21 protein-coding genes and 1 pseudogene are annotated in these 25,849 nt (G+C 61.6%); 9 read left to right on the plus strand and 13 right to left on the minus strand.

Annotated elements, in window-relative coordinates; genetic code table 11:
• The first annotated feature begins 23 nt into the window (after positions 1-23).
• Positions 24-1,496: an inorganic phosphate transporter gene (locus QCL65_RS20450; protein ID WP_407311990.1), complete on the plus strand. Its 1,473-nt coding sequence runs from the start codon at positions 24-26 to the stop codon at positions 1,494-1,496.
• Positions 1,497-1,667: 171 nt separating this feature from the next.
• Positions 1,668-2,663 (plus strand): lysylphosphatidylglycerol synthase transmembrane domain-containing protein, encoded by a 996-nt coding sequence (locus QCL65_RS20455; protein ID WP_407311992.1) that lies wholly within the window; start codon positions 1,668-1,670, stop codon positions 2,661-2,663.
• 209 nt (positions 2,664-2,872) lie between these two features.
• Here QCL65_RS20455 and purU read toward each other — a convergent pair whose 3' ends face one another.
• On the minus strand, positions 2,873-3,721 hold the full coding sequence (purU, locus tag QCL65_RS20460; protein ID WP_407311994.1) for a formyltetrahydrofolate deformylase: 849 nt from the start codon (positions 3,719-3,721) through the stop codon (positions 2,873-2,875).
• A 306-nt stretch (positions 3,722-4,027) separates the two neighbouring features.
• Between purU and mvaT the strand changes: the two genes are divergently transcribed.
• Positions 4,028-4,411 carry a histone-like nucleoid-structuring protein MvaT gene (gene mvaT, locus QCL65_RS20465; protein ID WP_407311996.1) on the plus strand — a complete coding sequence of 128 codons (384 nt, stop codon included), beginning with the start codon at positions 4,028-4,030 and terminating at the stop codon, positions 4,409-4,411.
• Positions 4,412-4,466: 55 nt separating this feature from the next.
• Here mvaT and sbcB read toward each other — a convergent pair whose 3' ends face one another.
• Positions 4,467-5,903, minus strand: coding sequence for an exodeoxyribonuclease I (gene sbcB / locus QCL65_RS20470; protein ID WP_407311998.1), 1,437 nt, complete (start codon positions 5,901-5,903; stop codon positions 4,467-4,469).
• 134 nt (positions 5,904-6,037) lie between these two features.
• Here sbcB and QCL65_RS20475 point away from each other — a divergent pair, with 134 nt between their 5' ends.
• A complete protein-coding gene (locus tag QCL65_RS20475) occupies positions 6,038-7,402 on the plus strand; it encodes a DUF4350 domain-containing protein (protein ID WP_407312000.1) in 1,365 nt (454 codons plus the stop codon).
• Here QCL65_RS20475 and QCL65_RS20480 read toward each other — a convergent pair.
• From QCL65_RS20480 to speB, 7 genes are all read right to left on the minus strand, one after another.
• Positions 7,399-9,000, minus strand: a complete 1,602-nt coding sequence (locus QCL65_RS20480; protein WP_407312002.1) for a 5-guanidino-2-oxopentanoate decarboxylase — start codon at positions 8,998-9,000, stop codon at positions 7,399-7,401. The two genes, QCL65_RS20475 and QCL65_RS20480, sit on opposite strands and share 4 nt — an antisense overlap.
• Positions 8,997-10,529: an amino acid ABC transporter permease/ATP-binding protein gene (locus QCL65_RS20485; protein ID WP_407312005.1), complete on the minus strand. Its 1,533-nt coding sequence runs from the start codon at positions 10,527-10,529 to the stop codon at positions 8,997-8,999. The genes QCL65_RS20480 and QCL65_RS20485 overlap by 4 nt, the downstream gene beginning before the upstream one ends.
• Before the next feature lie 94 nt (positions 10,530-10,623).
• Positions 10,624-11,418 carry a transporter substrate-binding domain-containing protein gene (locus QCL65_RS20490; RefSeq protein ID WP_407312007.1) on the minus strand — a complete coding sequence of 265 codons (795 nt, stop codon included), beginning with the start codon at positions 11,416-11,418 and terminating at the stop codon, positions 10,624-10,626.
• Between the two features lie 32 nt (positions 11,419-11,450).
• Positions 11,451-12,488, minus strand: coding sequence for an isopenicillin N synthase family dioxygenase (locus tag QCL65_RS20495; RefSeq protein WP_407312009.1), 1,038 nt, complete (start codon positions 12,486-12,488; stop codon positions 11,451-11,453).
• On the minus strand, positions 12,481-13,344 hold the full coding sequence (locus tag QCL65_RS20500; RefSeq protein WP_407312011.1) for a sugar phosphate isomerase/epimerase family protein: 864 nt from the start codon (positions 13,342-13,344) through the stop codon (positions 12,481-12,483). The genes QCL65_RS20495 and QCL65_RS20500 overlap by 8 nt, the downstream gene beginning before the upstream one ends.
• Before the next feature lie 43 nt (positions 13,345-13,387).
• Entirely contained in the window at positions 13,388-14,890 is a 1,503-nt protein-coding gene (locus QCL65_RS20505) for a purine-cytosine permease family protein (protein ID WP_407312013.1), read from the minus strand.
• Between the two features lie 153 nt (positions 14,891-15,043).
• Positions 15,044-16,003 (minus strand): agmatinase, encoded by a 960-nt coding sequence (speB, locus tag QCL65_RS20510; protein ID WP_407312015.1) that lies wholly within the window; start codon positions 16,001-16,003, stop codon positions 15,044-15,046.
• Between the two features lie 220 nt (positions 16,004-16,223).
• Here speB and QCL65_RS20515 point away from each other — a divergent pair, with 220 nt between their 5' ends.
• Genes QCL65_RS20515 through QCL65_RS20525 form a run of 3 tightly spaced genes read left to right on the plus strand, consistent with a single transcriptional unit; the run spans position 16,224 to position 19,542 of the window.
• Positions 16,224-17,117 carry a LysR family transcriptional regulator gene (locus QCL65_RS20515; protein ID WP_407312017.1) on the plus strand — a complete coding sequence of 298 codons (894 nt, stop codon included), beginning with the start codon at positions 16,224-16,226 and terminating at the stop codon, positions 17,115-17,117.
• A 57-nt stretch (positions 17,118-17,174) separates the two neighbouring features.
• On the plus strand, positions 17,175-18,197 hold the full coding sequence (locus QCL65_RS20520; protein WP_407312019.1) for an AAA family ATPase: 1,023 nt from the start codon (positions 17,175-17,177) through the stop codon (positions 18,195-18,197).
• A gap of 13 nt (positions 18,198-18,210) precedes the next feature.
• Positions 18,211-19,542 carry a DUF58 domain-containing protein gene (locus tag QCL65_RS20525; protein ID WP_407312021.1) on the plus strand — a complete coding sequence of 444 codons (1,332 nt, stop codon included), beginning with the start codon at positions 18,211-18,213 and terminating at the stop codon, positions 19,540-19,542.
• Here QCL65_RS20525 and QCL65_RS20530 read toward each other — a convergent pair whose 3' ends face one another.
• Both QCL65_RS20530 and QCL65_RS20535 read right to left on the minus strand, forming a co-directional pair.
• The gene (locus tag QCL65_RS20530; RefSeq protein WP_407312023.1) at positions 19,543-19,920 is read right to left on the minus strand and encodes a PilZ domain-containing protein; all 378 of its coding nucleotides are present in this window, start codon (positions 19,918-19,920) and stop codon (positions 19,543-19,545) included.
• A 40-nt stretch (positions 19,921-19,960) separates the two neighbouring features.
• Positions 19,961-20,329, minus strand: coding sequence for a tetratricopeptide repeat protein (locus tag QCL65_RS20535; RefSeq protein ID WP_407312025.1), 369 nt, complete (start codon positions 20,327-20,329; stop codon positions 19,961-19,963).
• 227 nt (positions 20,330-20,556) lie between these two features.
• On the opposite strand from QCL65_RS20535, the gene pyk reads away from it, so the two are divergent.
• A complete protein-coding gene (pyk, locus tag QCL65_RS20540; RefSeq protein ID WP_407312027.1) occupies positions 20,557-22,008 on the plus strand; it encodes a pyruvate kinase in 1,452 nt (483 codons plus the stop codon).
• 70 nt (positions 22,009-22,078) lie between these two features.
• On the opposite strand, the gene QCL65_RS20545 is transcribed toward pyk, so the two are convergent.
• Both QCL65_RS20545 and QCL65_RS20550 read right to left on the minus strand, forming a co-directional pair.
• Positions 22,079-25,366 (minus strand): hypothetical protein, encoded by a 3,288-nt coding sequence (locus tag QCL65_RS20545; protein ID WP_407316959.1) that lies wholly within the window; start codon positions 25,364-25,366, stop codon positions 22,079-22,081.
• Between the two features lie 6 nt (positions 25,367-25,372).
• Positions 25,373-25,558 (minus strand): annotated as a pseudogene (locus tag QCL65_RS20550) (hypothetical protein); the annotation flags it as partial.
• Between the two features lie 3 nt (positions 25,559-25,561).
• On the opposite strand from QCL65_RS20550, the gene QCL65_RS20555 reads away from it, so the two are divergent.
• A complete protein-coding gene (locus QCL65_RS20555; RefSeq protein ID WP_407317024.1) occupies positions 25,562-25,759 on the plus strand; it encodes a hypothetical protein in 198 nt (65 codons plus the stop codon).
• The last annotated feature ends 90 nt before the right edge of the window (positions 25,760-25,849 follow it).

Raw genomic sequence — 25,849 nt, forward strand, 5'->3', positions numbered from 1 at the left:
TATGACCGGGTCAGAAAACCTCCATGATCGATTTATTCAGCGGGCTTGATGCTTGGGTACTGGTTAGCCTGCTCCTCGCCCTGGCGTTCGTCCTGACGTTCGAGTTCATCAATGGCTTTCACGACACCGCGAACGCGGTGGCAACGGTCATTTATACGAAAGCCATGCCGCCGCACCTGGCGGTATTTTTCTCCGGTATTTTCAACTTCCTCGGCGTTTTGCTGGGGGGTGTAGGGGTCGCCTATGCGATCGTCCACCTGTTACCGGTGGAACTGCTCATCAACGTCAACACCGGCCACGGCCTGGCCATGGTCTTCTCGTTGCTGGCCGCCGCTATCGCCTGGAACCTGGGCACCTGGTACTTCGGTATCCCGGCGTCGAGTTCCCATACACTGATCGGTTCGATCCTCGGTGTCGGCCTGGCCAACGCCTTGATCAACGATATTCCCCTGGCAGACGGGGTGAATTGGCAGAAGGTCATGGACATCGGCGCCTCGCTGGTGGTCTCGCCAATGGCCGGTTTCCTCATCGCCGCCCTGGTGCTGCTGGCGCTTAAGTGGTGGCGGCCGCTGTCGAAGATGCATAAAACCCCCGAACAGCGGCGCAAGATCGACGACAAAAAGCACCCGCCGTTCTGGAATCGCCTGGTGCTGGTTATCTCGGCCATGGCGGTGAGCTTCGTCCACGGCTCCAACGATGGTCAAAAAGGTATTGGCCTGATCATGTTGGTGCTGATCGGTATTGTCCCTGCGCAGTTCGTGCTCGACGTCAACAGCACCACCTACCAGATCGAACGTACCCGCGACGCGACCCTGCACCTGAGCCAGTTCTACCAGCGTAACGAAGCGACCCTGGGTGAGTTCCTGGCGCTGGGCAAAGCGCAGCAGGGCGACCTGCCGGCTCAGTTCAGCTGCAATCCGAAGCAGACCGAACCGACCATCGATGCGTTGCAGTCCACCCTGCAAGGGGTTGCGGACTACCACTCGTTGCCCGCAGAGAAACGCATTGAAGTCCGCCGTTACCTGCTGTGCCTCGACGACACCGCACGTAAAGTCGCCAAGCTGCCAGGCCTGGATGTACGGGAAAAGGCCGACCTGGACAAACTGCGTAAAGACCTCACCGCCACCACTGAGTACGCGCCTTTCTGGGTCATCCTGGCCGTGGCACTGGCGCTGGGTATCGGCACCATGGTCGGCTGGAAACGCGTGGTCCTGACCATCGGGGAAAAGATCGGCAAGCAAGGCATGACCTACGCCCAAGGTATGTCGGCCCAGATCGTCACAGCCGGTGCCATTGGTATGGCCAACATCCTCAGCCTGCCCGTGTCGACCACCCATATCCTCTCATCCGGCGTGGCGGGCACCATGGTCGCCAACAAAAGCGGCCTGCAAGGCGGCACCGTACGCACCATCCTGCTGGCCTGGGTGCTCACCCTCCCCGCCTCCATGTCCCTGGCTGCCGGGCTGTTCTGGCTGGCGAGCAAAATGTTTGTCTGACCCCCTCACCAAGGCCGAGGTGCACCCTGCATTCTCGGCCTTGGCGTGGCGGCTGAGCGAACATCTCTTCTTGCGCAAGGTCAACGTAGCTACGTTTGACCGAAGAGGGCCACCCAACTTGCACACTATCGTTTGTATCCGGCGCCCCAAGCGCGCTCGCAGACACCACCTATGAAGCGCTGGTTGTGGCTGGCGGTCGGCCTTGCCGTGGCCGTACTGGTGCCGCTGTGGCTCGGTGGCGGTGAGATGCTTGGCCACCTGCGCGGCTTTCCTCTGTGGTTGCTGGCTGTGTTATTCGGCATGATCCTGGTGGGCTGGGTGGTCAACACCCTGCGCTTGCGCCTGTTGTTGGACGACGAAGCGCAAAAGGTCGGGCGCTTGAAGAGCCTGGCGGTGGTCATGGCCACCGAGTTCGCCTACAGCGCCACGCCGGGCGGCAGTGGCGGCCCAGTGACGCTGATCGCCCTGCTCAGCCGATTTGGCGTACGCCCGGCCCGCAGCAGCGCCGCCTTTGCCATGGACCAGTTCAACGACCTGCTGTTCTTCCTGCTGGCCCTGGGCGGCATCCTGCTCTACGCCCTGTTCCATAACCTGAGCAGCAACATGGAATGGCTGCTGGTGGTCAGTGCTTCGTTGATGGCGGCGGGGGTGCTGCTGTGCATCGCGATGGTTCACTACCATCGGCAAATGATCAAACTCAATGGCCGCCTGTTGAGCCGCTGCGGGGTCAGCAATGCCACGCGCCTGCGCTGGGCGCGCAAGTTACTGCACTTTCTCGATGCCTTCGCCGACACCCTACGCCTGCCACGGGCCACCCTGGCCAAGGTGTTCGCCCTGACTTGCATTCACTGGGGGTTACGCTACAGCGTGCTTTACTTGGCGCTGCAGGGCTTGGGGGCGGATTTGCAGTGGGCCTGGACCTTCCTGATCCAGATGATCGCGCTGAGTACCGGCCAGTTCAGCCTATTGCCCGGTGGCGCCGGTGCGGCAGAACTCACCAGCGCCGCCTTGCTGGCGCCGATGGTGGGTAAGTCCACCGCCGGCGCGGCCATTCTGATCTGGCGGGTAGTGACCTACTATTTCTACCTGGTCGCGGGCGGGCCGATCTTCTTCATGATGGTGGGCAAACCGCTGCTGAAGAAGCTCATGGGCTGGCGCCAGACCTGAGCGCTGGTCACTCGGGCCTAACTGTCGCAGCAGGGGCCGGAGCCGGCTCCTGCAGCAGCGTAGGCGCCTCGGAGAAGTCCGCGCCGTCCTCCTCGCTTAATGCCTCTGGGTCGTAACGGCTCAGGCAGCCCTCGCCCAGGACGGGCGGGGCTTTAGCAGTGGCTTTATCGAACGGGTCGCCCATCAATAGCTCCCAAACCGCCGGCCTATCAAAAGACCACGGTCTTGTTGCCGTGTACCAATACACGGTCTTCCAAGTGATAACGCAGGCCCCGGGCCAATACCATTTTTTCTACGTCACGGCCAAAGCGAACCATGTCATCGATGCTGTCGCTATGGCTGACGCGCACGACATCCTGCTCGATGATCGGCCCGGCATCGAGTTCTTCCGTCACGTAGTGACACGTCGCACCAATCAATTTGACGCCGCGCAAAGAGGCCTGGTGGTAAGGCTTGGCGCCGACGAAAGAGGGCAAGAAACTGTGGTGAATATTGATGACCTTTTGCGCGTAGGCCTGACATAACTGCGGCGGCAAAATTTGCATATAACGCGCCAGTACCACCACATCGGCCTGGTGCTGCTCGACCAACCTAGACACTTCGGCAAATGCTGGTTGTTTGTCTTGCGGGTCGACCGGTACATGGTAGTAAGGGATACCGTGCCACTCCACCATGCTGCGCAAATCGTTATGGTTGGAAATGACGCACGGAATATCGCAGTCCAGTTCATCACTGTGCCAGCGATGCAGCAGGTCGGCCAAACAATGGGACTCACGGCTGGCCATTAACACCACGCGTTTCTTCTGGTCGGTGTCGGTCACCCGCCAGACCATCGAAAACTCTTCGGCGATGGGCGCGAAGGCTTCGCGAAATGCCTCGATACCAAACGGCAAAGTGTCGGCACGGATTTCGTGGCGCATGAAGAACCACTGGCTTTGGTGATCCGAATGGTGGCTGGCTTCGGTAATCCAACCATTATGGGATGCTAGAAAATGACTGACTTTGGCAACGATGCCAACGCGATCTGGGCAGGCAATCACCAGCCGAAAAGTGCGCATGAGGTAAAACTCCAATACTTCGCAAAGGCGGCCATTCTAGCGAGTGTGCAGCAAAACTGCATGCTCGATGCAGGTGCATTTTGTCGCGCGGCGGCATTCCCCGCCCGCGCTCAGTCAAGCCTCGACAAACCTGGTAACTTAAATAGTCGGTAAATAATGGCCCAGGGCGAATATGAAATCGTTTTCATCTTGGCGTGCATACCGACTTTTTGTTGTAGCCAAGGGTTTTAATGTTTACTTGATCAAAGCGGGTGTCTATTATTACCAGCACTGTTCCCTGACCTCCTGCACTGTTAAGGTAGACTCATGTCCCTGATCAACGAATACCGCTCCACCGAAGAAGCCATCAAAGAGCTACAAGCTCACCTGAAAAGTTTGGAGCAAGACGGCAAACTGCAAACCGAACTGGAATTCGAAAGCAAATTGCGCACCCTGATGGGCGAGTATCAAAAATCCCTGCGCGACATCATCGCGCTGCTCGACCCTGAGGCTAAAGCCAGCAAGGCCCCACGCAGCACCAGCGCCGCAAAAACCACCGGCACCAAACGTGCTCGTAAAGTTAAGCAGTACAAAAACCCGCACAACGGCGAAATCATCGAAACCAAAGGCGGCAACCACAAAACTCTGAAAGAGTGGAAAGCCAAGTGGGGCGGTGACGTTGTTGAAAGCTGGGCAACACTGCTGGGCTGATTGTTTCTCGGATCCATTAAAAAACGCCAGCTTGCTGGCGTTTTTTATTCGCGGTCTAAACAGCCACGTCCAGGCGCCCTTTTAACGAGCTGACATAATTTTTCCAGGCCTTCAGCACTTCTAGCTCTTGCGGCTTGGCCTGGGCTAGCAAAGGCGCCAACGCCTGATCGAATTGCAGCAGGGTTAATGGCGCACCTTGGGTTTCATCTGTCAGGCGTTGCTTACAGAACGTCAGCCAACGGGCGCTCTCGGATTCTGACAATGTGTCAGGAAAGTTTCGCGCACGATAACGAAACAACAGTTCCCCTAGCCGCCCATCATCGAACATCCAGGTTTCTTGCGCCACGTCGGCCGGATCAAGTGTTCTTGCCCGTTCACATAGGCGCCGGTCGCGATCACCAATAAATCCATCATATAACTGCTGCTCCGGGTCTTGGCTCGCGAGTCGCCCGTCGTCGGCATACAACGCTGGCAACTTTTCCTGCCAGATAGCGCAATGGGCGGTTAATTCGGCTATACGCCGCTCATACAACTGGCTGTCCAATTGCAAACGCCGATAATCCTCGGCGCGTAATACCGACATCGGTGCCAGCACCGGGCAACGGTTTACGTGCACTAACTTAAGCGGCACCGGTAGTTCACCCGGCGCACGGTCTTCGCGGCGCTGATATAACCGGGCGCGCAGTGCCTCGGCCGAACACTCGAATAAAGGCGATGGGTCTTCGTGCAGGTCGCACACGATCAAAGCATTACGATTGCGCGGGTGCCAGGCCAAGGGCAATACCACCCCGAGGTAATGCCGCGCCGCTGAAAAACGCCCAGAGATATGCACCCTGGGTTGCATCAGGCGTACTTGCTCCATGACGTTCTGCTTAATACGCATGTGATACAGCCATTGGTATAACTTGGGCTGGCGCTCGCTCAACAAGCGGGCCAAAGCGATGGTTGCGCGCACATCCGCCAACGCATCGTGGGCTTGCCCATGCTCGATGCCATTGGCCGCCGTCAGCCCTTCAAGCTTCAGGCTGACGTGCCCCTCGTGCTCGGGCCAGACAATCCCCTCGGGCCGCAGAGCGTAGGCCGTGCGCACCCCATCGATCAAATCCCAGCGGCTATTGCCGCCCTGCCACTCCCGGGCATAGGGGTCGAACAGATTGCGGTACAGGCTGTAGCGGGTCACTTCATCGTCAAAACGCAGGCTGTTGTAACCGGCGCCACAGGTCCCCGGCGCGGCCAACTGGGCGTGCACCCGGGCCATGAAATCGGCTTCGGGCAGCCCTTGCTGGTCGAGGGTCTGCGGGGTGATGCCGGTAATCAGGCACGCCGCTGGATGCGGCAGAATATCGTCGCTGAGGCGGCAGTACAGGTTGATTGGCTCGTCGATCTCATTGAGCTGGGCGTCGGTACGAATGCCGGCGAACTGCAAAGCGCGGTCACTGCGCGGGTTGATACCGGTCGTTTCGTAGTCGTGCCAGAAGATACTCGAACTCACGGGCGTATCCTTTGGAAAATCGGGCGAGCCAGCTTACCGCAGCCGCCCGGCAGTTGCCTGTATTGGCTGTCAGGTTGCCTCAGGCGCTGGCGATGGCTAGCATCAGTTTTCGCTGCACCGTCTTCGGGGCCATCATGCCAACCACATTCAGCCAGCCGCCCCCTCTCGACACCTTATGTCGGGTCGAAACGACCCGAAGCATCGTGCGCATTCTGCACCGCGCCGGCCTTCTGCTCAGGGCGCAGGCGTTAGCCATCGTGCTGTTGAGCCTGGGCCTGGTGGCCGCCCCCACACCGAGCTGGGCCGGGCAAGCACCGCCGAGCTTGCCGACCCCACGCCTGACCCAGCAAAGCCTCGACAGCGCGACCGCCCAACGCGACATCCAGGCGCTGCTCCAGCAGCCCCCCGCGGACCGCCTCGCAACGCTGCGCGACCGAGGCTCAGGGAGCACCGGCTTTAGCGCCACGCCCTACCTCGCCGCACTGGCTTTCCTGCAACAACGGGGCCTGGTAGTCAGCCAGACGCAAGGCCTGAACGGGCTCAACAGCCTCGCCCCCCAAGGCCGCAGCCTATTGTTGCTCGATGAACGTGAGGGTATATCGCCGGCCCAGATCGAACGGCTGTTGAGTTGGGTCAGCGCGGGCGGCCGATTAGTCGTCGCCGCCCAAGCGCAATGGAACGACCAGCAAGGCAAAAGTGCCGATTTATTGCTCGACCGCCTGCGACTGCGCCGCTACCTGACCCGCGACCTGCCCCCGGCTCCCGCAGAACTGACCGACCAGCCTTTCGCGCCACTCACCCAAATCTACCTTGAGCACGAGCCGCTCCCGGCGTACGCCAGCTTCAACCCTGCTTTTCACCTGGAAGACCCGTACAACCTGGCGCAATTCTGGGCCAACAGCAGCAGCGCCACCCACCTGATGCAACTGCGGCATGGGCTGGGCCTAGTGACGGTGGTCAGTGATGCGCAACTGTGGCGCGATACGGCCATCGGCGACGCCGACAACGCCTGGCTGCTCTGGTACTTGAACCAGGGCAGCGCGGTGGTGCTGCTGACCGATATCAGCCAGGGCTCAGGGTTCGCGTCACTGCTGCGCAACTTCAGCGAGGCCCTATGCGCCCTCGCCCTGCTCCTGGGCTTCGGGTTGTGGCACTACGCGTGGCGCCCCGGGCCGAAGCAATCGCCACGCCCCCAAGGGCACCCGGCCCGCTTGCAAGCCTTGTACGCCACTGCGCAAGCTCAATACCGGCACGGCGGCCAGGCGACCCTGTTGCGCACCCTACAGCAGGACATCCTGCGCCAGGCGCGCCGCCATCACCCTGGCTTCGAGCGCCTGGCCGTCGCCGAACAATGGCAAGTGCTGGGGCGAGCCAGCGGGCTGCCCACTCGCCAGGTTGGCCAACTGCTTGCCCCTACTGCCAGCAAGCGCCTGTCCGGCCGCCAGTTCAGCGATCGGGTAGGCCATCTGCAAATCCTCAGGCGCGCGTTACGGGCTTAAGGTGCAAACGGCGGCGCTTCGTTGATTTCAATGACCAGCGGCCGATCACCTGGCGCCTCCCGTAACAGCGCCTGCAAGTGCGGATAATCCAGCGCCCGTTCAGCTACACAGCCAAACCCGCGGGCGATCGTCAGGAAGTCCGGGGTGTAGATGTCCACGCCCAAGGGCGTGATGTCGCGGCGCTCCATGTAGCGCTTGATCTCGCCGTAGCCCTGGTTATTCCACAACAACACAACGATGCCGACCCGCGCTTCAACGGCGCTGGCCAGTTCGGCCAGGGTAAATTGCAGACCACCATCGCCCATCAGGCTGATCACCGCCCGCGCAGGCTCGGCCAGCTTGGCCCCGATGGCCGCCGGCAGGCCATAGCCCAGGGTGCCGTAACCGGTCGAGGCGTTGAACCAGCGGCGCGGGCTGTCCAGTTCCACCAGGTGGTTGCCGCTGTAGACAGTCTGCGTCGAGTCGCCGACAAAACGCGCATCCGGCAGCACTTCAAGTACACAGTCGAACAGCTGGCGGTAGTGCGCCCAGCCCCTGAACGTCTGCGCCAGTTGTCGCTGCACCCCAGCCGTGCGCTGGGCGCCCGGGCTCTGGGCATCCAGGGCTCGCGGGGGCAGCTCGGCCAGCAAGGCGCACATCGCCGCCGTCGCATCGCTGAGGATCGCCAGGCTCGGTGGATGGTTACGGCTCAACTGTTCGGCATCGATATCAATGCGAATCAACTCGCCGCCCAGGCGGAAATTGCCGTCGAACACCACGTCGTAATCGGTCTCGCCCAGCTCGGTGCCGATGGCCAGCACCACGTCGGCCTCCAGCGCCAACTGCCGCACGGGCACCAACGATTGATTGCTGCCCAGCAACAACGGATGCCCCGGCGGCAGCAGGCCTTTAGCGTTGATGGTCAGGGCGGTTGGCGCATCCAGTCGGGCCGCCAGCTCGCGCACCTCATCCGCCGCCGCCACGCAGCCGCCACCCACTAACAGCAGAGGGCGCTGGGCCGAACGCAAGCGGGTCGCCGCCTGGGCAATGGCCTCGAGGTTAGGCGCCGCGGGCGCGGTTCGCTGCCGTGGCCGCAATGGCAGGTGCTCGGCGCTGGCGGTGATAACGTCCAATGGCAGCTCGATATGCACAGGCCGTGGCCGCTGGCTGTCAAACACCGCAAAGGCCCGCGCCAGCACACTGGGCAGTTCATCGACGCCCATCAGGGTATGGCTGAAGGCACTGACCCCAACGACCATGGCACGCTGGTTGGGTAATTCGTGCAAGTAACCGTTGCCCAGGCCTAAGCGATGGCGCTCGTTGACGCTGGAAATCACCAGCATCGGCACCGAGTCGGCATAGGCCTGGCCCATGGCGGTCAGAATATTGGTCATGCCCGGCCCGGTGATGATGAAACACACACCCGGTTTGCCGCTGACCCGTGCGTAACCGTCGGCCATAAAGCCCGCGCCCTGCTCGTGGCGCGGTGAGATATGCCGAATGCCGCTAGCGGGTAGGCCGCGATACAGCTCCACCGTGTGCACGCCGGGAATGCCGAACACCGTGTCCACGCCCCAGGCGTGCAATTGCTTGACGAGAAACTCACCACAGGTAGTCATAGTGCGGTCTCCGCTGCCTGCCCAACAACATCCAGCCCGATAAACCGTTGGACCCGCGGATCGCCTGCCTGGCGGATCGCTGCCGGCGAGGCGTCGGTGACCACATGACCGTTTTCCATAAACACGATGCGGTCGGAAATCGACAAGGCGAAGTCCATCTCATGGGTCACGATCAGCAGCGTCATGCCCTCGGCCGCCAGGTCACGAATAACATTAAGCACCTCCCCGACCAGCTCTGGGTCCAGCGCCGAAGTGGGCTCATCGAAGAGCATGATGTCCGGCTCCATCGCCAGCGCACGGGCGATGGCCACCCGCTGCTGCTGACCGCCCGACAACTGATGGGGGTACTTGTGGGCATGGGCCAGCAACCCGACCCGATCGAGCAACCCCAGGCCCTGGCGCCGCAGTTGCGCGGTGCTGGCCACGCCGTGATAACGCGGCGCGAGCATCACGTTGTCGAGGATGGTCCGGTGCGGGAACAGGTTGAAGTTCTGGAACACCATGCCTATGCGCCTGATGCCCTGACGGATAACGTTAGCGTCCGCCCGCTTACCGGCCTGGATGTAATCGACGCCAAATAGCACAATTTCGCCTCGGTCGATGCTTTCCAGGCTGTTGATGGTACGGATCAACGAGGTCTTGCCGGAACCTGACGGGCCGATGATGGAAATCACCTCGCCGGGCTTCACCGCCAGGTCGATGCCCTTGAGCACTTCGTGGCTGCCATAGCGCTTGTGAATATCGCGCAGCCGCAAGGCATCGGGCTGCCCCGCCACAGGCGCGCAACGAGGCTTGCCGGGCGTCGCCGGTGGGCGCAGGGCGTCGGCCTGGGCGGGCTCAAGGGTGCGCGCGGTTTTGCGCGACAGATCCAAATGGCGCTCAGCCCACTGCAACAGCCAGCCGAACAGGGTCACGATCAGCACGTAATACACCGCAACCGCCGCCAAGGTTTCCAGCACTAGAAAGTTTTGCGCGTACAGGCGTTGCCCCACCAGCAGCAACTCGTTGAGAGAAATCACCGACACCAGCGAAGTGAGTTTGACGATGGTGACGTATTCGTTGGTCAGCGTGGGTAGCGAGATCCGAATCGCTTGCGGAATGATCACCAGCCGCTGCTCGCCCACCCCACGAATGCCCAGGGCCTTGGCCGCTTCGCGTTGGCCCTTGAGCACCGACAGCAAGCCGCCCCGATGGATCTCGGCCATATAGGCGGTTTCGGTCAGGACCAGCGCGATCAGGCCAGAATAAAACGGTTGCGAAAGTATGCCACCCGCCGCCGGAAACAGTTGCGGCAGGTTGTAGACGAACACCAGCAACACCAATAAGGGAATACTGCGAAACAGCCAGATGTACAGGCCGGCCGGCAGGCGCAGCCAGGCATGCGGTGACAGCTTGGCGCTGGCCAGCAAGAACCCCAGGACTAAGCCCAACGTCCAGGCCAGGGTACTGAGCTGGACCACCGTCAGGCAGGCTTTCCAGAAAGCCTGCACGGAGAACAGCGAGAAAAAGTAGGCCCATTCGAATGCCATGATGACCTCAGTGCAGCAGATGGAGAGCGAAGGCACTGAGGCGTACCGCGTGGCAGCCTCAGTCGCCCCCGCTCAGCGGGGCGCTAAGGAAGGGTTAGGCCGGGTCTAGGTTGTATTTTTGCAACAGTTCGGTGTACTCGGCGCTTTGCTTGAAGCGCTCGACGGCACCGCGCAATTGCTCGATCAGCTCAGCGTTGCCCTTTTTCACGTAGACCCCCAGCGTCTGCGGGTACAGGGATTTTTCCGAACTGATGACAATGCGGCCGCGGGCTTTATCGACGATCATTTTTGCCGCCGCCGAGATTTCCAAATGCGCCTGGATATTGCCCGAGACCAGCGCTTGCGAGGCCTCGGCGGTGGTCGGGTATTCGCTTATGGCGATCTCGCCCTTGTTCTGCTTGGCGCAGTAATCGGCCGACACGGCTTTGAGCTGGTTGATCCAGTTGGTGCCCTGCTGCAAACCGACTTTCAGCCCGCACAGGTCTTCAGGTGTTTGCGGTTTGCCGGTGCTGTCGCTGCGTACCATGATCGCCGCGCCCACCCGCGCGTAGGCGATGGCTTCGGCCTGCTTGGTACGCTCATCGGTGATGTACATACCGGAAATGATGGTGTCGAAGCGGTTAGCGTTAAGGCCCAGGATCAAATTGGGGAAGCGCGTATCGACGAACTGCACCTGCATATTGCCCAGCTGTTTGGCCAAAGCGCTGGAGACCTCAGGGTCAAAACCCACCACTTTATCGCCGTCGTACGATTCGAACGGCGGGTAGGAAATCTCCATGCCGACCTTCAGCGTACCAGGCGTGGCGGTGGGCGCGGCCTGCACGCCGGCGGCGAACAGGGCCAAGCCCAGCAAGGAGATGGCAAAGCGCGAAAACGTGGTGTTGGGCATAGTGGTCATTCCAGGTTGAGGGAAAAGGCAGGTCACGGAGTCACGCTCTGGTGTTTCAAATGCCCGAAGCTTGAAGGCTTTCTGGCGTGCGCAGGCAGGGCGATCTGCCCGTCAGCGACACGCTGGCGAAGGTATCGATAGGTTTGCAAAGCTTGGGCCCACATGTGTTCGCCGATGGCGATGGGTGCGTAGTCCTGCTCGGCGCTGGCGAATGGCGGCAGCGGTTCGATCAGCGTGTGGTAGTCGCAGGCATAGAACAGGGGAAACGAGTAACGCTCCTGCTTGACCTTGCGCACCCGGTGCGCGGTGGCGACAAACGCGCCGGCGGTCATGACTTCCAACATGTCGCCAATGTTGACGACAAAGGCCCCGTCCAGCGGCGGCGCGTCGATCCACTCGCCCTGCTCGTTCAGCACTTCCAGGCCTGGTTGGTCGGCTAGCAAAATGGTGAAGCACTCGTAGTCGGTATGCGCGCCGATACCGGGGGCGTCCTGGGCATCGCCGTCGTAGGGGTAATGGATCAGGCGCAGCTTGGAGGGCGGGAAGCAGGCCATGTTGTCGAAGGCGTGCTCGTCCAGGCCCAGCGCTAGGGCAAAGCCGCGGAACAGTTGATGCCCCAACGCGAACACCGCCTGGTAATAGGCCTGCACCGCCGCCTGAAAGCCCGGCAACCCAGGCCAGTCGTTGGGGCCCAATAACGGCGTGCCGGCGCGCACTAACGGGTGGTCGGCGGGCACTTCAAAGCCGATATCGAATGCCTCTTTATGGTCGGGCTTACCGGTGCCGTACACCTCCTCGCACTCGGGCACAAAGCCCTTGTGGGTCTGGGAAGCACCGATGTAGTGCTGCATTTTGGCGTCCAGCGGCTGGGCAAAATAGCGCTCGGCGGCGCCGTGTAAGTCGTCGATCAACTTGGGCGCGATGCCGTGGCCTGTGATGTAAAGGAAACCCACCTGCCGCGCGGCCTCGCCGAGGGCTTGGGCCACAGCCTGGCGCTGGTCCAGGCGCGTGCTGAACAGGCCCTGGATATCGACCACGGGGATACGCGTGAAAGCATTGGATTCACTCATGGCGGCAAGCTCTCTGGGGGTGCAAAAAGGCATTGAAGTGTTCGCGCTCGGTGCGGCCCATCCAGGCATTCAGGCCCCACAGATCCGCCACCGGCACGTCGGTGAAGGGTAAGTGGTGCAAGTAGCCATCCGGGCCGAACTCCGGAGTCAGGGTGGTGCCTGGGAAACCACGGGCCTGCTGCGAGCGCCAGATGGCTTCCCAGTGCTGCTGGTGGAAGGCCAGCGCCGCGGCGTATTCCGGCGCGCCGGGGTGCGGCACCTGTGGGCCCTGGTCATAACCCACCCGGGCCTGAATGTGCTGGACCCGCTCAACGAATGCACTGAGGTCATCGGCGGGGTCGTCGAGCAGGCGCTCGCACGTCACCACCCAATGGCTGATGTCACTGGTGAAGCGCAAGTCAGGCACCTGCTCGATCAGTTGCAGGGTCAGCCAGGGGTTGAACAGCGAACGCGCACGGTGGGTTTCGAAGCTGCAGTGCAGGCCGCTGCGGCGGGCAATGTCCAACGCGGCACCGAAGAAGTCCACTTGTTGATCCAGCGGCCAGCGGTCGTTGCCGGCCAGTACATTGACCAAGCGCGGTTCCAGTTCGGCCGCCCATTGCAACTTGCGGGCAAAGTCGGCCAGGTGCTCGGCCGGCGTGGCTGACTGCAACGGCAACACTGGGGTCGAGGTGAACACGATAGCAATGTAAGGCACGTGGTTGTCACGCAGGAACGCCGCAAAAGCCGCGCGTTCGGCCGCAGCCTCAGGCACGCGCGCCTCGAAACCATCGAAGCCTGCGGCGCGCGCCTCCAGTAGGGCTTGCTGCCAGGTGCCACGGTAGCCCCATAGGGTGCGAAAAATTTCCAGTTTCATGGGCAAACCTCGCCGCCTGTGCCCACAGCGGGCACAGCACGGATCACGAACGGACGGTGCTCGATGGCACGATGTGCTTCATGGCCTTGCGCCCCAGCATGGGGTGCGGGCCTCGCGGGCCGTACACCGAGGCGGGCTCGGGGAAGGTGCGCAGCAAGGTCAGGTACAGCAGCGTCGCCAGGCCGAGGGTGATCGGCAGACTGATGTCGATGCCGCCAGCCAGTTCGCCCAGCGGCCCAACGAACTGGCCTGGTAGATTGACAAAGCACAGCCCCACCGCCGCGCTCGGCAGCCAGGCCCCCAGGCCGCGCCAGTTCCAACCATGGTGGAACCAGTAACGCCCGCCGCGCTCGCCCCGGCTGAACACTTGCAGGTCGTCGGCGTGGTAGAAGCCGCGACGGCTGATCAAGCCCAGGATCATCACCACCATCCAGGGGCTGGTGCAGGTGATGATCAGCACGGCGAAAGTCGACACGCTCTGCACTAGGTTGAAGGCAAAGCGGCCGATAAAGATAAAGGCAATCGCCGCCATCCCGATCAACAAGGTCGCCTGGGCCCGGCTCAGCAGGCGCGGGAACAGGCTCGACAGGTCCAGCCCGGTGCCGTACAGCGCGGTGGTGCCGGTGGACAAGCCGCCGATCACGGCGATCAGGCACACCGGCAGAAAGAACCAGCTCGGCGCGATCGCCAGCAAACCGCCCACATAGTTATTGGCTTCGATGTACTGCGGCACGTGGGCGGCTACCAGGGTGGCGGTGCACAGGCCGAACAGGAAAGGAATCAAGGTGCCGGCTTGGGCCGCAAGCACCGCCAGCATGATGCGAGCTTTGGGGGTTTCGCGAGGGATATAGCGGGACCAATCGCCGAGAAAGGCGCCGAACGACACCGGGTTGCTCATCGCCAACAACGCAGCACCCACGAATGCCGCCCAGAACCCCGGTTGGTGCAGATTGACGCTGCCCGCATAGCCCGCGTCGAATGGCCCGGCGAAGGCGAAAATGCCCAGCAGAAACAACAGGCTCGACGCCCACACGGCTACCTTGTTGACCCACAGCATAAAGCGAAAACCGTATAGGCAGACCACCAGCACCAGCACGGCGAACAGCCCGTAAGCCAGCCCCAGGCTCACATCGTTTTCCGCCAACCCCACCAGCCGCCGCGCGCCGCCAACCAAGGCATCACCGGAGCTCCACACCGAGAGGGAAAAAAACGCCACCGCCGTCAGCAATGACAGAAACGAGCCAATGATGCGCCCATGCACCCCGAAATGCGCGCCGGATGACACCGCGTTATTGGTGCCATTGATCGCCCCGAACAGCCCCATTGGCGCCAGGATCAAGGCGCCCAATGTCACCCCCAGGGCGATGGCCCAGGCCCCGGCCTCGAACGACAGCCCGAACAGTACCGGAAAGCTGCCCAGCACGGCCGTGGCAAAGGTATTGGCGCCACCGAAGATCAGGCGAAACAGGTCGATAGGGCGAGCATCGCGGTGTTGATCGGGTATCTGTTCTACGCCAAAGGTTTCGATACGCGTCGAATGGCTCATGGGGTTGCTCCAATGCCTGTCACAGTTGTTATAAGGCCCGCGCAGGCACGCAGACCCTTTATGGTCGCCCGTTGACCCCGGGCGCAGGGTAGTTCCAGCCATCGACGGCCACGTGCCCCTTTAACCAGCGGGCTAGATGGCCGCTCGATCAGCTCACCGGCGTACGACACCCGGCAGCACACACAGCATTTCGTACAACAGGTTGGCGCCCAACAGCGAGGTATTACCGGTGGTGTCGTAGGGCGGCGATACTTCCACCAGATCGCAACCGATCAAGTCCAACCCTTGGCAACCGCGAATGATCTCCAGCGCTTGAATGGTGGTCAGCCCACCGACTTCCGGGGTGCCGGTGCCGGGCGCCCAGGCGGGGTCGATGCCGTCAATGTCAAAAGACAGATACACCGGCCCACCCCCAACCTTCTCCCGCACCTCGGCCATGAGTGGGGTCAGCGACTGGTGCCAACACTCCTCGGCCTGCACCACTCTAAAGCCCTGCTTACGGCTCCAGTTGAAGTCCTCGGCGGTATAACCCTGGGCACGCAAACCGATCTGCACCACCCGTTCGCTGTCCAGCAAGCCTTCTTCCTGGGCGCGGCGGAAGGTGGTGCCGTGGGCGATCTTCTCGCCGAACATGTGATCGTTGACATCAGCGTGGGCATCGATATGCACCAGGCCGACCTTGCCATGTTTTTTATGGATGGCGCGCAAAATAGGCAGGGTGAGGGTGTGATCGCCCCCCAGGGTCAACGGCACGATGCCGTGGCCGAGAATGCGGTCGTACTCCTGTTCGATGATGCGCACCGCATCCAACAGGTTGAAGGTATTGATCGGCACGTCGCCAATGTCCGCCACGTTCAGCGAATCGAACGGCGCGGCCCCGGTGGCCATGTTGTAAGGGCGGATCATCACCGACTCAGCGCGAATCTGCCGGGGCCCGAAGCGGGTGCCGGAGCGCAGCGAGGTACCGATGTCCAACGGAATACCGACAAACGCCGCATCCAGGCGGTCGAGCTCTTGGGCGCTTTGCACATGGGGCAAGCGCAGCATGGTGGCGATGCCGCCAAAACGCGGCATTTCATTACCGCCCAAAGGCTGGTGGAAGGTCGTGTCCACAGGGTGGCCTCATTGGGTTGTCAGGGGAGTGACCCCATTCTGGTGAGGCCCAGGCGCCTGAAGAATCGCTGCCGGCAAATATTTAGTTCAGGAATTTCTAAACTATCTGGGTGAAAATCAATAGATCGGGGCCGAGGCCCCTCCTACAATCCGCTATGCCGGCCGAAGATCGACAATCCGGTGTACCGTTCACAGCCCTGTCACGCCCGGAGCGCCCTCCATGTCCTCTGCCCTGCCGGACCTCAAGCTGCTGCGCATCTTCGCCTGCGTAGTCCGCCATCAGGGCTTTGCCGCCGCTCAGCAGCAGCTCAACCTCTCCACCTCCGCCATCAGCACCTATATGAGCCAGCTGGAAACCCAACTGGGCCTGGTGCTCTGCCATCGAGGCCGTGGCGGCTTCAGCCTGACCAGCAAAGGCGAGCTGTTTCACCAGGAGACCTTGCGCCTGCTCGCCGAACTCGAAGGTTTCGAACGCTACAGCGCCGCCCTCAAGGGTGAATTGCGCGGCACCCTCAACCTGGGCGTGCTCGACTCCACCGTCAGCGACCCAGCCCTGCCGCTGGCCGACGTCATCGGCGCCTACAGCAAAGAACACCCTGCGGTGCACTTGCACCTCAGCGTGCTCAGCCCCGCGCAGCTGCAACTGGGCGTCCAGGAAAACAGCCTGGACCTGGCCATCGGCGCGTTCTCGGTGCGTATGAGCGGCCTGATGTACCAGGCCCTGTACCGCGAACAACACTGGCTGTACTGCAGCGATCGCCATGAGCTGTTCGACCAGCGGCGTATTCCGGCCGAGGTGATTACCCAGCAGCGCATGGTCGGGCGAGGCTACTGGAGCCAGGCCGAACTGGCGCGGCACGGCTTCAAGCACAGCGCCGCGACGGTAGAGTCGATGGAGGCGCAGCTGATTCTGGTGCTATCGGGGGCCTACATCGGCTATCTGCCTGAGCATTACGCGCAGTTCTGGGTCGATCAGCAACGCTTGAAAGTGTTGCTGCCGGCCACCTTTGGGTATCAGGCGCCGTTTTCCCTGGCGTTGCGCCGAGGGCGTTCGCGGGAGCCGTTGATCCAGAGTTTTCGCGACCGGCTGAAGGGCTGGTTTGACGCCGGTTGATCATTGGCCAGCGGTGCAACACACTCCAAGCCTACTTATTCAGGTCAGCGCTCATTTATGGACGACAAAACACCGGTCACGCCGCCACTGTCCGAGGCCGAGGCGCACGAACACCTCGCGCAGCAGCGCCAGCGCGCCGGGCAGTTGGCCCAGGCGCTGCGCCTCGAACTGCAGAAAGCGCTGATTGGCCAGCCCAACGCAATCGACGACGTACTGACAGCGCTGATCGCTGGCGGCCACGTCTTGCTCGAAGGCGTGCCGGGGCTGGGCAAGACCCTACTGGTGCGAGCGCTGGCGCGCTGCTTTGGCGGAGACTTCGCGCGCATTCAGTTCACCCCGGATCTCATGCCCAGCGATGTCACCGGGCACGCGGTGTACGACCTGCCCAGCGAGCAGTTCAAGTGGCGCAAAGGCCCGGTATTCACCCACTTGCTACTGGCCGACGAGATCAACCGCGCCCCGGCGAGAACCCAGGCAGCCTTGCTGGAAGCCATGCAGGAACGCCAGGTCACCCTGGAGGGCCGTGCGCTGCCCATCGCGCAACCCTTCATGGTGCTGGCCACGCAGAATCCAATCGAACAGGAAGGCACCTACCCACTGCCGGAAGCCGAGCTCGACCGTTTTATGCTCAAAGTGCACATGGATTACCCGGACGCCGATCAGGAACTGAACATGGTGCGCCAGGTGACCCGCTCCCCCCGCGCCGACATGCTTGAGGTACAGCCGTTACGGGCCCTTTTGCAGCCCCGCGATGTGCAGGTGATGCAGCGCATCGCCAGCGAGTTGCCGCTGGACGAACAACTGCTCGACTATGCCCTGCGCCTGAGCCGCGCGACCCGCAGTTGGCCTGGGCTGGCCATCGGGGCCGGGCCAAGGGCCTCGATCGCTTTGGTGCGTTGCGCACGTGCTCGCGCCCTGTTGCGTGGCGGGCAAGCGGTGACCGCCGACGACGTTAAAGGCTGCGCCCTGGCGGTGCTGCGCCACCGCGTGCGGTTGTCTGCCGAGCTCGACATGGACGGCGTCAGCGTGGAATACGTGCTGCGCCAACTGCTCGATCAAACAGCGGCGCCGCGCCTGTGATCCGGCCGTGAGCATGCGGCCGACCCGACGCCTGCTGGCCTGGCTCGCGGTGCTGGCACTGGCCCTGTTGGCGCTCGGCAGCACACGCGCCCTGGGGGTCGCGGTGGCGCCGAGCCTGGTGGCCGGCGCCTGGAGCTCGCTGCTGGCCCTGCTGGCCCTGGCCTTGCTGGACTGGCTGTCCCTCAAGCGCATAGCGCTACCCTACGGCCAACGCCAGCTACCCGGCCAACTGGCCCTCGGCCGCTGGGTCGAGGTGACCCTGAGCCTGCGCCAAGACGGGCCACAGGCGTTGCCGGTGCAAGTGTTCGACCTGCTTCCTGACAGCCTGCAAGCCCATGAGACGGGGCAGCATCTACGGCTCGACCCCGGTCAAACCAGCCAACTGGTGTACCGCCTGCGGGCCTTGCGCCGTGGGCATTTTCAAGTGCAGCGTTGCCAAGTCCACTGCCCCAGCCCGCTGCGACTCTGGCAACGCTGCGTTGACCTGGCATGGGTTGACGACACCCACGTCTACCCTGACTTCGCCCGCCTCCCAGGGGCCGAGCGAATGGGCGTCGATGACTGGTTGCAGGGCCTAGGCATCCGCCAGCCGCCACGCCGTGGCCAAGGCCTGGAGTTCCAGCAGCTGCGCGAGTTTCGCGAGGGCGACAGCCTGCGTCATATCGACTGGAAAGCTACCGCCCGGCAGCACAAGCCGATCGCCCGGGCCTACCAGGACGACAGCGATCAGCAGCTTGTTTTGCTGTTGGACTGCGGCCGCAACCAGAGCAGCCAGGATGGCCCTTTGGCTGATTTCGATTACGCCTTGAATGCCTGTTTGCTGCTCAGCTATGCGGCGTTGCGCATGGGCGATGCGGTGGGCCTGAGCACCTTTGCCACAGCGACACCGCGGCACTTGGCGCCCGCCAAAGGGCACGCCCAGATGAAAGCCTTGCTACATGCGCTACACGACCTGAACAGCAGCACCTTGGCAGCCGATTTAAACGCTGCCGCCATTACCCTGCTGAAGCGACAAAGGCGCCGCGCCTGGGTGGTGGTGGTCACTCGCCTGGACGAGGCACAAGCCGACCGCTTAGTGGCGATCACCCAGCGCTTGGGCAGGCATCACCGGGTATTGGTCGCCAGCCTGGGCGAAACGCCGCTGGAGCAAACCCTCGCCGAGCCGGTCGACAGCCCCGCCAGCGCGCTGAGCTATTGCGCCACCGTCGAGTACTTGGGCCAACGCGCCGCGCTGCGCGAGCGCCTGGCCCATCACGGTGTGGCGATGCTGGACGCCGCCCCGGGCAACCTCGGCGTGGCGCTGGTCAATCGCTACCTGAGCCTGAAGAAAGCCGGCAGCCTGTAGCTACGCAGGGGTATTGAGAGGGGAAAAACTAAAGTAATCGCGCAGCGACTTAACCAACTGCCCATACTCGGGCGAGCCGTCCAGCACCTTGAAGCCGGAATCGTAATGCCGCGGGTTCGCGTCTTCACGACACCATTGACAGGTGGCGTCGAGGCGGATCGGGACCATGCAGTTATCCCCTCCCGCATCGCGCCCAGGAATGCGCAGCTCCACGGAAAAGTCGGCCCCCACAATCAAAGGCAGTTCGCTGATCAACATAAAACCTTCCTCCGACACATTGCCCAGGTAGCCCATGAGGCGCTCGGTGTGGCTGTTGAACAGTTTCAGGTGGTAAGGCAACTGTTGCCGTTCGATACGACGTCCGCTGTACATAGGCATAACCGCTTTCTTAGTTTAAGGGCACTGTGCGCAGACTAGCCTACCGCTGCCCAACCTGCGCGGGCATACCTTGGCGCAAATGGCCTAATTGTCCCAACGTTTGCAAACGCGCCTGGGCACGGTAAGCGTATTCGCTATACGGGTATTGGTTGATGATGAACTGGTAAGTCTGCGCTGCATCCACGTAGAGCTTTTGGCGCTCCAGGCACAAGCCGCGCAACATCGACACTTCCGGCTTGACGTACGGCCGCGAGCGGCTGAAACGGTCGACCTGGGACAGTTCGAGCATCACGCTCTCGCAATTGCCCCGGTCGTAAGAACGATAAGCATTATTCAAATGATGGTCCATGGACCACCGGGTGCAGCCGCCGACAATGACGGCCAGGGCTATAACGATCAGAATTCGCATGGGTCTCTCCTGTGCTAAGCAGTATATCGACCCACGGGCGGAAATCTTCAGAGCCCCAGGCGTTATCCGTCGGGCAGTTTTTGCCACGGCCGACCGTCAGGGCCCTTGAGAAAGTGCGCGAGTGGTCTTTCTACAGACCCTTCCCCCTTCAGGTAGTGCAGACGAACAATGACTACAGCGCAATTGAGGAGTAGCCTCTTGCTGCGCTTCCATAAAGGAGTCTGTGAATGACCGTTCGCCGTACCAAAATCGTCGCCACCCTTGGCCCTGCCAGCAACTCGCCGGAAGTGATCGAGCAATTGATCAAAGCCGGCCTGGATGTTGCGCGGCTGAACTTCTCCCACGGCACGCCGGAGGAGCACAAGGCTCGCGCCCGCTTGATCCGTGAAATCGCCGCCGCGCAAGGCCGGCATGTCGGTCTGTTGGGCGACTTGCAAGGGCCCAAGATCCGTATCGCCAAGTTCACCAACAAGCGTATCGAGCTTAAGGTCGGCGACCGCTTCACGTTCTCCACCAGCCACCCGTTGACCGACGGCACCCAGGAAATCGTCGGCATCGATTACCCGGACCTGGTCAAGGATTGCGGAGTCGGTGACGAACTGTTGCTCGATGACGGTCGCGTGGTCATGCGGGTCGAAACCGCTACCGCCGATGCCCTGCATTGCTCGGTGCTGATCGGCGGGCCGCTGTCGGACCATAAAGGCATCAACCGTCGCGGCGGTGGCTTGACCGCGCCAGCCCTGACCGAGAAAGACAAGGCTGACATCAAGCTGGCTGCGGAAATGGACCTGGACTACCTGGCCGTCTCCTTCCCCCGCGACGCCTCCGATATGGAATACGCGCGCAAACTGCGCGACGAGTCCGGTGGTACCGCCTGGCTGGTGGCGAAGATCGAACGCGCCGAAGCCGTCGCCGATGACGAGACCCTGGACGGCCTGATCCGCGCCAGTGACGCCGTCATGGTGGCCCGTGGTGATTTGGGCGTCGAGATCGGCGATGCAGAACTGATCGCCATCCAGAAAAAGATCATCCAGCACGCCCGCCGCAACAACAAAGCGGTGATCGTGGCGACCCAGATGATGGAGTCGATGATCCAGAACCCGATGCCCACCCGCGCTGAAGTTTCCGACGTGGCCAACGCCGTGCTCGACTACACCGATGCGGTGATGCTCTCGGCGGAAAGCGCCGCCGGCGCCTACCCCATCGAAGCCGTTCAAGCCATGGCACGCATCTGCCTGGGGGCTGAAAAGCACCCCATGAGCAAGAAGTCGAGCCATCGCCTGTACACTGAGTTCAGCCGCTGCGACGAAAGCATCGCCCTGGCCGCCATGTACACGGCGAACCACTTCCCGGGCGTCAAAGCGATCATCGCCCTGACAGAAACCGGCTACACGCCGCTGATCATGTCGCGTTTGCGTTCTTCGGTGCCGATCTTCGCGTTTTCGCCGCGACGTGACACCCAGGCCCGTGCCGCCATGTTCCGTGGCGTCTACCCGGTAGCGTTCGACCCGGCGTTGATGCAACCGAGCGAAGTCAGCCAGGCGGCCGTCGACGAGCTGCTCAAGCTCGGCGTTGTCGAGCAAGGCGACTGGGTCATCCTGACCAAAGGTGACAGCTACAACATCACCGGCGGCACCAACGGCATGAAGATCCTGCATGTCGGCGACCCGCTGATCTAACGTCGACCCGCACGGCAAAAGCCCCGGCGCGAAACTGCGCCGGGGCTTTTTTTTGCGCACTAAGGCGAAGCTATTGGCTTGGTGCCGTTTTGGCGACCGGGTCGCTCCCCACGTAGCGTTTGAGCACTGGCCCAGAGGCCAGAGCGCCACCCAAGAGGATATTGCTATCATCTTGCAAGGCCATCGTGGTCATTCTGATGTCGAGCCCGCTGATATAGCCTTGGGGGGTGAATGCTGTGTCTGGAGTGCCGTTGCGCGACAGCCGAAATACCGTTCCCGCGCGCTGCTCTGTGTTGCCAGCAATCACTATTAAGTCATCGAGCTTGACAGCCACGGCCTGGAAGCTGGTCGGCAAGTCATCTGCCTGCAACCGAAGGGCTATCCCTTCGTTGAAGTTGTAATCAATGGCGCCGTCTTTTAAGGTTGCGACTACCAGTCCGGATTCGTGAAGGCCCGAATAACCCACCGCGACCAGCCGTCCATCCGCTCGTGAGGCTAAGCCCGTGAGCCCCGCAAACCCAAGCGGTGCGTAACTTCTTAGGCCATTGTCGGCAAAACTTAGGTCGAGCGCCCCACTGGAGGTAAACCTGGCCAGCACGCCCATTGGGAACATCACCCCCGCCACGACGATTTGCCCACCAGGTTGTACCAACAGAGCATTAATCCGCGTCGGGAGTTCGTCGAATCGAAAGACGCTGTAACCCACACCGGCGAAGCTCTTATCCAGCTCCCCGTCTGACGTTACCCGCACCAATACGCCGTCCTCGGCATAGCCCCCAGTCCCATTGAAACTGAACAGGTAACCGCCCCCGGACGATTGCGCGGCACCCGCGCTCGGCTCGGCTGATTTGCTCAAGGGCAGCCCAGGCTTGTGGGGTCGCTCAGGCTTGTAAGGCAGCGACACCACTACGCTGCCAGCATTACCAAATTGAGTGTCTGGTTCGCCGTTGTCTTGAAACGCGGCCACGGCAGGTTGCACAGCGCCCGAGACTTTGAACTCGACCGTTCCCGTCACCAGAATGCGCCCACCGGGCAAGATGCTCAGACCGGTCGGCGTATGCCGGCCAATAACCTTGTCAAATGTCCCGATGTACACACCGCCGCTGCCAAAACCGAGGTCAAGGCAGCCATCGGCGTGCAAGCGAAACAGCTGAAAACCTTCAGGAACGCTAAATGCACCGATGATTTTCTGGGTGGCCGGGTCTATGGCCAAGACCTCTACAGTCGAGCCTTTGCCGAAAACCACCTGGCCATTTTCGCCAAAGCTGATGTCTTGCTCGCCGGCATACGGAATGTCGTCCCAGTCTGCCTCGGGTTCATTCCCCAAGTAGCGTTTGAGCACAGGCCTGGATACCTGATCGCTACCCAGTAAATCGCCACCTAACAAGATATTGCTGTCATCTTGCAAGGCCATCGTGGTCATTCTGAAGTCGAGCCCGTAGATGTAACCTTCGCGAGCGAACGCGGGGTCTGGACTGCCGTCGGGCTTGAGCCGAAAAACCGTGGCCGCGCGCTGCTCTGTGTTGCCTGCGATCACCACTAGATCATCGAGTTTGACGGCCACAGTCCGAAAGCTCGTTGGCAACAGACCTGCCTGCAGTTCAAGGGGTTTGCCGTCGTTAAAGCCGGGATCATCTGCGCCGCGGTCTGAGGTGGCAACCACCAGTCCGTAAGCGTAATCGCCCGAATGGCCCACCGCGACCAGCCGTCCATGCGCCCGAGCGGTTAAGCTTGTGAGCGCCGAGGACTCGAGCTGCGGGTAACGCTTCAGGCCATTCTCGGCAAACTGCTCGTCGAGCTCACCTTCGCCGGTGAACCTGGCCAGCGCGGCCTGCTGGTCGATAGACCCCGCCGTGACGATATGCCCACCGGTTTGTATCAACAAGGCGTTGATCCGCGTAGCCCCATCGCCCAGTTGATAGGCGCGGTAACCCTCCCCGGCGAAACTGCTATCCAATGCGCCATCTCGGGTCACCCGTACCAGTACGCCCTTATTGGCATAGGCCCCAATCCCGTTGAAACTGAACAAGTAACCGCTAGCGGACACGTGGGCGGGCCCTACGCTCGCCTGCGCCGATTCACCAAGGGGCTGCGCAGAGGTCTCGGGCAGCGGCACCACAAGGCTGCCGGCATGACCAAAATCAGTGTCTGGATCGCCGTTGACTTTGAAAGCGGCCACTGCCGGTTGCAAACTGCTCAGGTCGCTGGCCATGACCATTCCGGTGACCAGTACGCGCCCATCCTCCACGATGCTCACGGCGGTCGGAATATGGCCGCCAATAGCGTCGCCAAATTTCCCGGTGGACATACCGTCGGTGCCAAAACTGCAATCAAAGGTGCCATCGGCATGCAGGCGAAACAGGCGAAAACCATCCTGGATGGCGAATGCACCGGTGATTTTTTTGCTCGCCGGGTCTGTCGTACAGGCCTCTATCGTGAAGCCCTCGGGGAAAAGCACCTGGCCATTTTGACCGAAGTTCATGTCTTGCTCGGCTGTCGTTTGAGCGACGAGGTTACGGCCGAAATAGCGTTTGAGCACAGGCTTAGCGCCCAGGGCGCCACCCACTAAGATATCGCTATCAGACTGCACGACCATCGTAGTCATTTTGAAGTCGAGCCCACTGATGTAGCTCAGGGAGGTGAAATCCGTGTCTGGATCGCCGTTGGGCTTTAGTCGAAATACCGTAGCTGACTCTCGCCGTGTGTTGCCAGCGATGACCAATAAGCCATCGAGTTTGATGGCCACGGCATGGAAGCTCGTGGGCAAGATATCTGCCTGCAACTGAAGGGGTACCCCTGCGTTGAAATCCCGATCAATGTCGCCGTCTTTTGACGTACCGACGACCAGCCCGTACTGGTAAATGCTCGCGTAGCCAACCGCGACCAGCCTTCCGTCTGCCCGAGCGGCCACACCCATGAGCTCTGCAAACCCGCGCGTTGTGTAAAGCCTCAGCCCATTCTCAGCAAAGCTTGTGTCGAGGTAACCGTTGGAGCTGAACCTGGCCAGCACGCCGGTGCTCCCGCCGACAGCCCCCGCCACAACGATTTGTTCACTGGTTTGTACCAGCAAGGCATTGATCCGCGTGGCCTCATCGTTCAACTGAAAGACGCTGTAACCCACCCCGGCGAAAGTGACATCCAGGCGCCCCTCTGCAGTCACCCGCACCAATACGCCCCTATCCGCATAAAACCCGTTGCCCCTGAAGCTAAACACGTAACCGCCAGCGGATGTTTGGGCAGCACTTGCGCTTGGCGCGGCCGATTCGCTTATGGGCTGCGCGGACGTGTCGGGCAGTGGCACCACTAGGCTGCCGGTCTCTGCCACTTGAGTGTCTGCTTGGCCGGCGGGCAGCGGCACTACTAGGCTGCCGCCCTGTGCAAATTGAGTGTCTGCCTGGCCGTTGTCTTTGAACGCTGCAATCGCCGGTAGCATAGTGCTCAGGTCGCTGGCCACGACCGTTCCCGTTACGACGATGCGCCCTTCGCTCGTGATGCTCAGGCCGGTCGGCGTATGGCGGCCAGCACCATTGCCAAAGGCCCCCGGAGCCACACCTTGGTTGCCAAATTCGCGATCGAGGCTGCCATCGGCGTGCAAGCGAAACAGCTTAAAACCACCGCCGAAGCCGAATGCACCGATTATTTTCTTGGTGACTGGGTATGTGGCGCAGGCCTCCATGGCCGAGCCATCGGGGAAAAGCACTTGGCCATTTCCACCAAAATCCATGTCTTGCTCGCCGGCTCTCTCGAATAGGTCAAATATGTCGTTCATCGCATTTCTCCAGTCAACGAAGCGGTAAGCTTTATTAACCGGCGGTTTGCACCCGGCTCACCACTGGCTTAA

This window comes from Pseudomonas sp. nanlin1, assembly GCF_045571515.1.
GTDB lineage: Bacteria > Pseudomonadota > Gammaproteobacteria > Pseudomonadales > Pseudomonadaceae > Aquipseudomonas.